12 protein-coding genes are annotated in these 11,047 nt (G+C 43.3%); 7 read left to right on the plus strand and 5 right to left on the minus strand.

What is annotated here, in order from left to right:
* Position 1 precedes the first annotated feature (1 nt).
* Complete coding sequence (locus ABNE31_RS01235; RefSeq protein ID WP_179382963.1) at positions 2–730, minus strand: polyprenol monophosphomannose synthase; 729 nt, start codon at positions 728–730, stop codon at positions 2–4.
* Between the two features lie 119 nt (positions 731–849).
* On the opposite strand from ABNE31_RS01235, the gene ABNE31_RS01240 reads away from it, so the two are divergent.
* Genes ABNE31_RS01240 through ABNE31_RS01250 form a run of 3 tightly spaced genes read left to right on the plus strand, consistent with a single transcriptional unit; the run spans position 850 to position 3,911 of the window.
* Positions 850–2,505: a glycosyltransferase family 39 protein gene (locus ABNE31_RS01240; RefSeq protein WP_349352066.1), complete on the plus strand. Its 1,656-nt coding sequence runs from the start codon at positions 850–852 to the stop codon at positions 2,503–2,505.
* Positions 2,505–3,161 carry a DUF4271 domain-containing protein gene (locus ABNE31_RS01245; protein WP_349352067.1) on the plus strand — a complete coding sequence of 219 codons (657 nt, stop codon included), beginning with the start codon at positions 2,505–2,507 and terminating at the stop codon, positions 3,159–3,161. Before ABNE31_RS01240 ends, ABNE31_RS01245 begins: the two co-directional genes overlap by 1 nt.
* Positions 3,162–3,167: 6 nt before the next feature.
* Entirely contained in the window at positions 3,168–3,911 is a 744-nt protein-coding gene (locus ABNE31_RS01250; RefSeq protein ID WP_179382966.1) for a uroporphyrinogen-III synthase, read from the plus strand.
* 50 nt (positions 3,912–3,961) lie between these two features.
* On the opposite strand, the gene pckA is transcribed toward ABNE31_RS01250, so the two are convergent.
* The gene (gene pckA, locus ABNE31_RS01255) at positions 3,962–5,578 is read right to left on the minus strand and encodes a phosphoenolpyruvate carboxykinase (ATP) (RefSeq protein WP_349352068.1); all 1,617 of its coding nucleotides are present in this window, start codon (positions 5,576–5,578) and stop codon (positions 3,962–3,964) included.
* A 64-nt stretch (positions 5,579–5,642) separates the two neighbouring features.
* A complete protein-coding gene (locus tag ABNE31_RS01260; RefSeq protein WP_349352069.1) occupies positions 5,643–6,035 on the minus strand; it encodes a DUF423 domain-containing protein in 393 nt (130 codons plus the stop codon).
* Positions 6,036–6,113: 78 nt separating this feature from the next.
* Between ABNE31_RS01260 and ABNE31_RS01265 the strand changes: the two genes are divergently transcribed.
* The 4 genes from ABNE31_RS01265 (at position 6,114) to ABNE31_RS01280 (ending at position 9,010) form a co-directional block, all read left to right on the plus strand.
* Positions 6,114–7,487, plus strand: coding sequence for a saccharopine dehydrogenase family protein (locus ABNE31_RS01265; protein WP_349352070.1), 1,374 nt, complete (start codon positions 6,114–6,116; stop codon positions 7,485–7,487).
* Positions 7,488–7,536: 49 nt separating this feature from the next.
* Positions 7,537–8,007, plus strand: a complete 471-nt coding sequence (locus ABNE31_RS01270; RefSeq protein WP_179382970.1) for an Lrp/AsnC ligand binding domain-containing protein — start codon at positions 7,537–7,539, stop codon at positions 8,005–8,007.
* Positions 8,008–8,139: 132 nt separating this feature from the next.
* Entirely contained in the window at positions 8,140–8,370 is a 231-nt protein-coding gene (locus tag ABNE31_RS01275; protein WP_293280618.1) for a hypothetical protein, read from the plus strand.
* A gap of 121 nt (positions 8,371–8,491) precedes the next feature.
* Positions 8,492–9,010, plus strand: coding sequence for a ferritin (locus ABNE31_RS01280; protein ID WP_127142451.1), 519 nt, complete (start codon positions 8,492–8,494; stop codon positions 9,008–9,010).
* Between the two features lie 64 nt (positions 9,011–9,074).
* On the opposite strand, the gene ABNE31_RS01285 is transcribed toward ABNE31_RS01280, so the two are convergent.
* Both ABNE31_RS01285 and ald read right to left on the minus strand, forming a co-directional pair.
* Positions 9,075–9,776 (minus strand): zinc metallopeptidase, encoded by a 702-nt coding sequence (locus ABNE31_RS01285; protein WP_349352071.1) that lies wholly within the window; start codon positions 9,774–9,776, stop codon positions 9,075–9,077.
* Between the two features lie 94 nt (positions 9,777–9,870).
* Positions 9,871–10,971, minus strand: coding sequence for an alanine dehydrogenase (ald, locus tag ABNE31_RS01290; protein ID WP_179382973.1), 1,101 nt, complete (start codon positions 10,969–10,971; stop codon positions 9,871–9,873).
* Between the last annotated feature and the right edge of the window lie 76 nt (positions 10,972–11,047).

The raw sequence follows: 11,047 nt of genomic DNA on the forward strand, positions 1-11,047 counted from the left end.
ACTAAAAGCTCTTTTTAAAAAATATACTTCTGAATTTCATGGCGATGACCCCAAAAACGGCCTCTCGTATAATGGCGGAGTTCATTTTTGACTTTCCGTTTACCCGATCAGTAAAAATAATCGAAACCTCTTCAATTTTGAATTTTTTGAGGTAGGCCCTGTACTTCATCTCTATCTGGAAGGCATATCCGATAAACCGCACATGGTCCAAATTGATGGTCTCCAAAACCTTTCTTCGGTAACAAACGAATCCCGCAGTGGGATCGTGCACCTTCATCCCAGTAATCAGTTTTACATAGAACGAAGCACCGTAGGAGAGCAAAATACGCGCCAAGGGCCAGTTGACCACGTTTACCCCTTTTTTATAACGGGAACCCACGGCCACATCGGCCCCGTTCAAACAGGCGCGGTGCAATCTGGAAAGGTCGGCAGGACGATGCGAAAAATCGGCGTCCATCTCAAAAATGTACTCATACCCTTTTTCCAAGGCCCATTTAAATCCATGGATATAGGCCGTACCCAATCCTGATTTCTCCTTGCGCACCTCCAAAAATAGCTGGTCTGAAAACTCCTCTTGTAATTTACGAACAGCATCTGCGGTACCATCTGGAGAGTTATCATCCACTACAAGTACATGAAAATCCTTTTTTAGGTCGAAAACCGTCCTTACAATGGCCTCGATGTTTTCAATTTCGTTGAATGTGGGTATAATGACCAAGCCGTCTGCCATTCGCGCTAGATTAGAAATTCAAAAATACGGTTTTCTATCTTGCCCGCACAAGTTCCAGTTCACATGCTTGCTCGGAACAAACCCAATATTTGTAACTTTGCCGCTTAAAACTCACTTGAATGTCGCAAAAGTTTCCCAGACTTTTTTATGTGCTCTTAGCGGTCCTTTTGGTACTTAACTTGATTCAAGCATCCGTAACAGAGCTCATTTATGATGAAGCTTATTATTGGTATTATGCTCAAGAGTTGGCGTGGGGCTACTTTGACCATCCTTCCATGGTGGCTTTTTTAATCAGATTGAGCAGCTTATTTTTTGACGGTGAACTTGGCGTAAGGCTAATGAGTTGCATACTATCGGCAGGTACTTATGTATTGCTCTGGTTGATGGTGGACAACCCCAAAAAGAAGGAATATGTCATCCATTTTTTTCTATTGGTATTCTCCTTCACTTTAATGAACGCTTATGGGTTCTTGACGCTTCCCGATACCTCCCTCTTGTTTTTTACCGCCCTGTTCCTTTGGTTGTACAAACGTTTTTTGGCCAACGAGAGCATTGCAACAGCGCTTCTATTGGGAGTGGTTATGGCGGCACTCATGTACAGCAAGTACCATGCGGTTTTGGTCATCTTTTTCGTGCTGCTGTCCAATTACAAACTGGTCCTCAATAAAAAAGCTTGGTTAGCCGTGGGGATTGCACTGGCGTGTTATCTTCCACACTTTGTGTGGCTCTACCAAAATGATTTTGTATCCATCACCTTTCATTTATATGAGCGTCCCAACCAACCCTATTCGTTTGACGAGTTTACCTTGGGCTACTTTTTAAACATCATAGTGATTATAGGCCTATTGTTTTACTGGGTCTATGGTGCCTTGTTCAAGTTTAGGGCCACGGATAAGTTTTCCAAAGCCTTGGTGTATTTGATTTATGGGGTTTTGATTTTCTTCTTTATTTCCAGTTTCAACCGACGGGTACAGGCGCAATGGGCCATTGTTATCTCCATTCCGTTGGCCATCATTGCCTTCAATCATCTATTGACGCATGCCAAAAGCCGAAAATGGATGTATCGTGTAGGTTTGGTGAGTTTGGTGCTCTTGCTGTATGCGCGGGCATGGATGGTGTATTATCCCTTGTTCCCCATGTTTTTTGAAACCCACGGCAACAAGGAATGGACCAGTGAACTCAAAACAAAGTCCGGTGGGGTGCCCATTATTTTTGAGAATTCCTATCGTCGCGCCTCGATGTACGAGTTTTATGCCGATGTTCCTGCCATCTCCCTCAACAACTACATGTACCGGAAAAACCAGTATTCCATTGATGGTTCGGAAGAGCGGGTAAGAGGCAAAAAGGTTCTGTATGTTTCCAAATACCTTAAAAAAGGTGAGGTGAGTTATATGCATTTGGACAGTACTATCTTTTATGGAAATTTTATCGATGATTTTCAATCCTATCGAAGGTTGGAATGTATAGTTGAAAAACCAAGCGCAGGCATCGGGTATGCATTAAAAGTATACAATCCCTATCCTTTTGATGTTCCCTTGGAGCAATTAAAGTTTACCATTTCGTACTCCAACGAGCACAAACAGGTAAAACAAACACAGCGATTAAAAGTTAAGAGCAGCGAGCCACCACAGGTGCTCCTTAAATCCAAGGATACGCTCCACTATACGTTTCAGTTGCCGCTGTCGTCCATGGAAAATCCGTCGTACTTTAGGATTGGGATTTCGGAGAACAACCTTCCCGCTGGTCTCAATGGCAAACCGATAAAGATTGAATAATGGAACCCATAGAAAAAACAATCATTTCGTTGGATTGGATGACGTTAACACTGTTTATCGGTCTGGTTGTTTTGGCGCTTGGCAAATATCTTTTTCACAAAAAGTTCCTCAATTTCATCATTCTTCCCTTCAACGATAAGTATATCCTTCTCCATAATAAAAAGGGACAATTTTCACATTGGTTCCATTTGCTCTTGACACTATTCCAGCTCATCAATATATCACTCTTCCTATTTCTTATTTTACAAACTTTTGAGCTCGCCCCGGTTCCAAATTCGTTCCTCTCCTACCTCATTGTTTTAGGGTTTTTGGCCCTGTTCGAATTGGTTAAATTTCTGGTTCAAATGTTTACCGGGTTTGTGTTCAATAACCTAGGGCTCTTTGGAAGTGTGGTCTTCAGTAAAATCTCATATCTCAATTATAGCGGCATCATCATCGCTGTTGCCAATATTTTATTGATTTACATTACTCCCCTCTCAAAAACCACTATTTATGTGGTTTTGGCACTGGTATTCTTGATTAATGGCATCGGTATCACAAAGCTGCTGAAGAACCATCAAAAAGCACTCTTCCCATTTTTTGTGTATTTTATTTTGTACCTTTGCGCACTCGAAATTGCGCCCTTGGTGTTAATTGGAAGCTATTTTAAAGGTTGAAAACTTATGAAAGTAAAAACAATTTTGGTTTCCCAACCGGAACCCAAAGTCGAAAACTCACCCTATTCAAGATTAATTGAAAAGGAGAAAGTAAAAGTAGATTTTAGACCTTTCATACACGTTGAAGGCGTAGAAGCCAAAAATGTGAGACAGCAGAAAATCGACTTGAACAACTTTACGGCAATCATCCTAACGAGCCGAAACTCCGTGGATCACTTCTTTAGAATTGCCGAGGAAATGCGCTTCAAAGTTCCAGATTCCATGAAATATTTTTGTCAGTCGGAGGCGGTGGCCTACTACTTACAAAAATACGTGGTATACAGAAAAAGAAAGATTTATGTTGGGAAGAGAACGTTCAACGAATTGATTCCCTTGATCAAGAAGTATAAAGACGAAAAGTTCCTTTTACCTTCTTCCGATTCCCTAAAGCCCATCGTCCCCGAATTGTTGGACGAGGTCGGCGTAAATTGGACCCGCGGTATATTCTACAAAACGGTAATCAGCGACCTATCGGACCTAAGAAATGTGTATTATGACATTTTGGTGTTCTTTAGTCCCTCAGGAATCGAATCCCTAATGAAGAACTTCCCCGATTTTGAACAGAACGATACTAGAATTGCCGTTTTTGGCAACAGTACGGTAAAAGCAGCCACCAATGCAGGCCTTCGGATTGACATTCAGGCACCAACGCCCGAAACACCTTCCATGACCATGGCTCTACAGAAGTACATTACCAGTGTGAACAAATAGTTCGCAGCACAAAAGAATAAAAAAGCCCCGTGAGAACGGGGCTTTGTTTTTTAAAAGGCATATCGTTGTGGTCCGCCCCGCCTGATTTCCTCACTTGCGTAAGCTTCAAACTTTTTAAAGTTTTCCCTAAAAGCATTGGTCAGCTTAAAGGCAGTTTTGTAGTAGGCTTCATCGTTGTTCCACGTTGCCCTTGGGCTAAGCACTTGTGTAGGTACGCCTGGACATTCCCTTGGCTGCGCCACCCCAAATACGGAATGGATATGGTATTTCTCATAATTGTAAAGGCCCAGCTCGCCACTGAGTGCCGCACTGATCATGGCACGGGTGTATTTCAGCTTCATTCGGGTGCCCACACCGTAGGGTCCACCGGTCCAACCCGTGTTCACCAACCATACATCGACCCCAGACTCTTTCATCTTCTTGCTCAGCATCTCCGCATATTTCGCAGGATGCAAAGGCATAAAGGGAGCGCCAAAACAGGCCGAGAAGGAAGGTTGCGGTTCCACCACACCAGCTTCCGTACCGGCAACCTTCGCCGTATATCCCGAAATAAAATGATAAGCGGCTTGGGCCGGGGTCAATTTGGAAATTGGAGGTAACACCCCGAAGGCATCCGCCGTTAAAAAGAAAATATTCTTTACGTTCTCTCCAATGGAAGGCCACTGTATGTTTTCAATATGGTGGATGGGGTAGCTTACCCTTGTATTTTGTGTGATGGAGGTATCGGAGAAATCGACCACACCCTTGTCGTCCATGACCACATTTTCCAAAATAGCTCCTTTTTTGATGGCCCCGTAGATTTCAGGTTCCTTCTTTTGGGAAAGGTCAATGACCTTGGCATAGCAGCCTCCCTCAAAGTTGAAAACCGTATTGTCGGGTGTCCAGCCGTGTTCATCGTCCCCGATCAATTTTCTGTCTGGATCGGTGGACAAAGTAGTTTTTCCTGTTCCGGACAGACCGAAGAAAATGGCAGTATCGCCAGATTCGCCCACATTGGCCGAACAGTGCATGGGTAGCGTATTCTTATAAACGGGAAGAATAAAGTTCAAGGCGGAGAAAATACCTTTTTTGATTTCACCGGTATACCCTGTTCCTCCGATCAAAGCGATTTTTCGGGTAAAGTTAAGGATGGCAAAATTATGCTGACGGGTTCCGTCTTCTTCAGGATTGGCCATAAAGCCGGGTGCATTCACCACGGTCCATTCCGGGTCAAAATCCTCCAACTCATCCTCCGCAGGACGCAGGAACATGTTATAGGCAAACATATTGGACCAAGGATATTCGTTGATTACCCGAATATTCAACTTATAATCCGCATCCGCACAGGCATAGGAATCCCGAACATACAATTCTTTGGTATTGAGGTAGGCAATGACCTTATCGTACAGTTGGTCGAACTTTTCGCTCTCAAAAGGAATGTTGATGTTTCCCCACCACACCTTATCCGAAGTAATATCGTCCTTAACAATGAAGCGGTCCATGGGCGACCTACCTGTAAACTCTCCAGTATTTACTGCCAAGGCCCCGGAAGAACCTTCTTGGCCCATTTCCTTTTCAATGGTAATGTCGTGTAATTCGTCTGGGGAAAGCTGGTAATTCACATTGTCATGGGTTATTCCATAGGAGTGTAACGAAATCGTTTTCGTAATTGAAGTGGAATCCTTCATAGTTTAGATTTTTATGTTGGTACAAAGCTAGAAAATAATAGTTTTTCGTCCTTTTAAATCTTGCTTAATTGAGTGTTTTCTTGGTTAAAATGTGATATCCCAATAAAATCCAACCTAAGATCAACAAAACCCCTCCAAAAGGTGTTAAAAAACCTATGATTTTAAAGTCAAAAGCAGTCAAACTGTTCAATGCCAAAAGGTAAATTGAGAAGGAGAACAGCACCACGCCTGCCACAACAAGTCCATAAATGTACCTTTTTGGCTTACTGGACAGACCATCCCACATTCCCAAAAAAAGTAGGAACAGGGCGTGATACATTTGATACTTCACCCCAGTTTCAAAAGTGTCGATAGCTTCCGCATCTACCAATTTTTCCAAGCCATGGGCCCCAAAAGCACCCAAACCAATGGCCAACAAACCGAATACCATTCCCGTTAACAAAATTGTTCTGTTCATAACTTTAACACGCTATTTTTTTAGAGATATAACATTTTAATACCTTAGTATCCCGAATATCAAAAGTAAACAAAACACATGGCCCGTACTATTTTAGTTGTTGGAGCAGGCAAATCAACCTCTTACCTCTTGGATTATCTCCTCGAAAAATCAGCAGAAGAACAGATTCACCTCAATATCGGGGATCTTCACCCGGAGAACATTCCCGATAAATTTGCTTCGCATCCCAACTGTACGGTCTTTCAATTGGATATTTTCAACGAGACCGAACGCAAGAAAGCGGTTTCCGGAGCCTCCATTGTGGTTTCCATGCTGCCCGCCAGTCTGCACATCAATGTCGCACACGACTGTTTGGAGTTTGAAAAGCATTTTATTACCGCTTCCTATGTCAGCGATCAATTGCGGGCATTGGACGAGGATGTCAAGAAAAAAGAACTAGTTTTTATGAACGAAATCGGTCTTGATCCCGGTATCGACCACATGAGTGCAATGGAAGTCATTGACCGAATTCGCGATGCGGGTGGAAAAATGTTGTTGTTCGAATCCTTTACAGGTGGATTGGTTGCTCCGCAAAGCGATACCAATCTTTGGCACTACAAATTTACCTGGAACCCTCGGAATGTTGTCTTGGCTGGCCAAGGAGGGGCTGCCAAATTTATTCAGGAGGGCACTTACAAGTATATTCCTTACCAGAAACTCTTTAGGAGAACCGAGTTTATGGATATTGAAGGATACGGCACTTTTGAGGCCTACGCCAACCGGGATTCGCTAAAATATCGGGAGGCCTACGGGTTAGAAAATGCATTGACCCTATTCCGTGGAACCATGAGGCGCGTCGGCTTTTCCAAAGCGTGGCAAATGTTCGTGATTTTGGGCATGACGGATGACAGCTACTCCATTGAAAATTCGGAAGGTATGTCGTACCGTGAATTCGTCAACCTCTTTTTGCCCTATTCCCCTACCGATTCCGTAGAACTTAAAATGCGACATTACCTTAAAATTGACCAAGATGACATTATGTGGGGAAAACTGTTGGAGCTGGACCTTTTTAATCCATCCAAAAAAATCCCATTAAAAAATGCGACACCTGCCCAGATGCTCCAATACATTTTGGAAGATAGCTGGACCCTGAAAGAGGATGAAAAGGATATGATCGTGATGTACCATAAATTCGGCTACGAACTGAACGGTAAAAAGAAGCAGATAGATGCCAACATGGTCGTGATTGGAGAGAACAGCGCCTACACCGCTATGTCCAAAACGGTTGGATTGCCGGTAGCCATGGCCACGTTGCTCATCCTTAATGAAAAAATAACGACCCCAGGGGTACAAATACCCATCTTGAAAGAGGTGTACGGACCTATTTTAAAAGAGTTGAAAACCTATGGCATCAGTTTTAAGGAATATGACAAACCCTATTTGGGCTATAATCCTGACTCTGTTGCAGGATAGTCAACTGAAAGTTTTTCTATACCTTTGACTTCAAATCAACATCCATATTGTGAAAAACAATAACAATTCGGTTAAAATAGATGGTATTGACAAGAAAATCCTAAGATACCTGATGGAAGATGCGCGAAAGCCCATCTTGGAGATTGCGAGGAACATTGGGATTTCTGGAGCGGCCATTCACCAGCGGCTTCGCAAATTGGAAAGCTCGGGGCTTATCGCTGGGTCCAAGTTTGTTATCAACCCTAAAGTCTTGGGCTACTCTACCATGGCCTATATTGGTATTTATCTGGATAAAGCTATGACCAACCCAAGGGCGGTAAAGCAGCTAAAGGAAATCCCTGAGGTCTTGGAATGCCACTATACCACGGGAAACTGGTCCATACTCATTAAAGTATTGTGCCAGGACAACGAACATTTAATGCAGGTCCTCAACAAAAAAATACAGCAAATCGAAGGAGTTTCGAGAACAGAGACCTTCATCTCATTAGATCAACAAATCGATCGTCAAATACGGATTTGATATTTGTATTAAATCTAAATAAGCATTACATTTGTCCCCATGAATGTAATAGTTCAATCTACATATTACACTCTCTACCAAGCTGTGGACGAACGCTGTTTTTATCTTGACTTTGGTCAAAAAACAGTACGTATGTCCTTATGTCAGCTTCTTTCGCTTCGCCATAAGGTGATGAGCATCAACATTGAAAGCCACTTTGATAGCGACCTCAACGCCCACGGTTTCGAGGTATTGATGCTGTGCAATAAAGAACACCTGTTCATTCTAAACACTTTGGAGGTGTTGGATCTGAAAAAATTGGTGTCCAACAGTTTTGTATCCCTTGGTCTTTCCGCCGATGTTGCAGAAATGGCCGTTTCCTAAACAAGGATAACCCTTTATTTTTAATGAGTCTTAAACCGCCTTAAAACAAAGGGCTCATTTTTAAAACCCCCTAAAATTCAGTACCTTTATAGGGTATAATTGGATTAAAATCATAGTATTTATGAAAGATATAGCAAGACAAAGTATGAGCATTAAAGTGGAGTCCATGGATTTGCTCAACGGACAGATAAAAATGGAGGCCCACGCCTCGGCAACCTATTTGGCCATGGCCTCTTGGTGCGAACAGAACGGTTTTTTCACCAGCGCCAAATTCTTCTTCAAGCAAGCTGAGGAGGAACGTGAGCACATGATGAAAATCTTTAACTTTTTGGTGGATACGGGTGGCAACCCCATTTCTCCAGAGGTTACGGGCATCAATCACGATTATTCCTCCATCGTCGATGTTTTTGAATCTACCTTGGAGCACGAGGTGAAAGTGACCAAATCCATCCATAACATCGTAAAAAAAGCTAGGGAGATTGGTGATTTTGCCACAGAACGTTTCTTGGATTGGTTTGTAATGGAGCAGGTAGAAGAAGAAAACACCATCAGGGATATCTTGGATATGATCGAAGTGACCGGCACCGAAGGTGTAGGCCTGCAAATGATCGATAACCAAGTTGCCAATTGGATTGAGTAAACCACAAAATTAAGTATAGAAAAAGGGGCCGCTTGGCCCCTTTTTATTTTATTTCATTTAGCTGTTAATCCCTGCCACCGAAGACCTGAAAAGCCCAGTACAACAGGGAAGCCAATGCACCCAAAGCAGCAACCACATAGGTTCTTGCGGCCCATTTTAGGGCGTCTTCGGCACCTGCATGTTCTTGCTGGCTTACCATGTTCTTCTGCTTGAGCCATACCAAGGCCCTTTTACTGGCATCGTATTCAACAGGAAGGGTCACAAAACTGAACAAAGTCGCAAAACCCATCATGATCAATCCGGCTACGGCGATGTAAAAACCGATGCCTCCCGCCACGCCTGTGGCGGCCATCAGCATAATACCCCCAAATACCACCCAGGTAGACATACCGGAGGTAACGCTTACCACGGGCACCAATTTAGATCGCATGGTCAACCACTCATAAGCCTGTGCATGCTGAACAGCGTGGCCGCATTCGTGAGCCGCTACTGCGGCTGCAGCTGCATTGCGCTGATTGTACACTCCTTCACTCAGGTTTACAGTCTTATCCTTTGGATTGTAATGGTCTGTTAGCATTCCGGGAGTGGATATCACCTTTACATCCCGAATACCGTGGTCATCGAGCATTTTTTGGGCGATTTCGGCGCCGCTCATGCCATTCCTCAAATGAACCTTGGAATATTGCTTAAACTTACTTTTCAATCGGCTGCTTACCAACCAGCTCACTAGGGCAATTCCACCAATCAATATATAATATGTCATCATAGCTTTTTCATTTTATACAAACTAATATACTACATAAAAGCAAAAACCCCGCCAAATAGGGTCGGGGTAATTTTGCTGTCAAAATGTTAGTGGATCATGCCATCACAGGCTCCAACTGAAAGGTTTCGGCAATTTCTTTGTAAACTACCTCACCTTCTACCACATTCAATCCCTTTTCCAAGGATTTGTCCAATTTACAGGCACTTCGCCATCCCATGTTCGCCAATTTTAGCACATAGGGCAGTGTTACATTCGTCAAGGCAACAGTAGAAGTATAAGGCACTGCCCCTGGCATATTGGCTACACAGTAATGGACCACATCATCAATTATATAGATGGGGTCTTCATGTGTGGTTGGTTTAGTGGTTTCCACACATCCGCCTTGATCTACCGCCACATCAACAATTACGGTTCCCGGATGCATGTCCTTGAGCATGTCCCTGGTAATTAAGTTGGGTGCTTTTGCTCCTTTCAACAGGACTCCACCAATGATCAAGTCGTGTGTTTTGATATATTTTCTGATATTGAATTCGTTGGAAAAACCAGTAATCACATGGCTGGGCATAATATCGTTGACATATCTGAGACGTTTCATGTTCACATCCAAAATCGTAACCTGTGCCCCTAACCCTGCTGCCATTTTAGCAGCCTGAATGCCAACCGTACCGGCACCAAGGACCAAAACTCGCCCAGGGGACACCCCTGGTACTCCGCCCAAAAGCACACCTTTGCCTTTTACGGGCTTCTCCAAATATTTGGCGCCCTGTTGTATTGCCATTCTACCGGCAACTTCGGACATTGGAGTTAGCAATGGTAATGTACCGTCTTCGTCCTCAACGGTTTCATAAGCAATACAGATGGATTTACTCCTGATCATAGCCTTGGTTAAGGCCTCGCTGGAAGCAAAATGAAAATAGGTAAACACTATTTGACCTTCCTGAATCAAATGGTACTCCTCCGCAATGGGCTCTTTCACCTTTACGATCATATCGCTCATGGCATACACCTGACCAATGGTATCCAAAATAGTGGCCCCTGCCTGTTGGTAATCCTGGTTAAAAAAACCACTTCCTTCGCCAGCACCCGATTGCACATACACGGTGTGGTTGTTCTTGACCAATTCAAAGACCCCGGCAGGCGTCATGCCGACCCGACTCTCGTTGTTCTTGATTTCTTTAGGTATTCCAACAGTCATTTTGTTGCTTTTAATGGTTGATGTGTCAAAGTTGAACAAAAAAATCAAATTAAAACGCAAAAATTCGATAAAATAC

Source organism: Flagellimonas sp. MMG031, from assembly GCF_040112705.1.
Lineage (GTDB): Bacteria > Bacteroidota > Bacteroidia > Flavobacteriales > Flavobacteriaceae > Flagellimonas.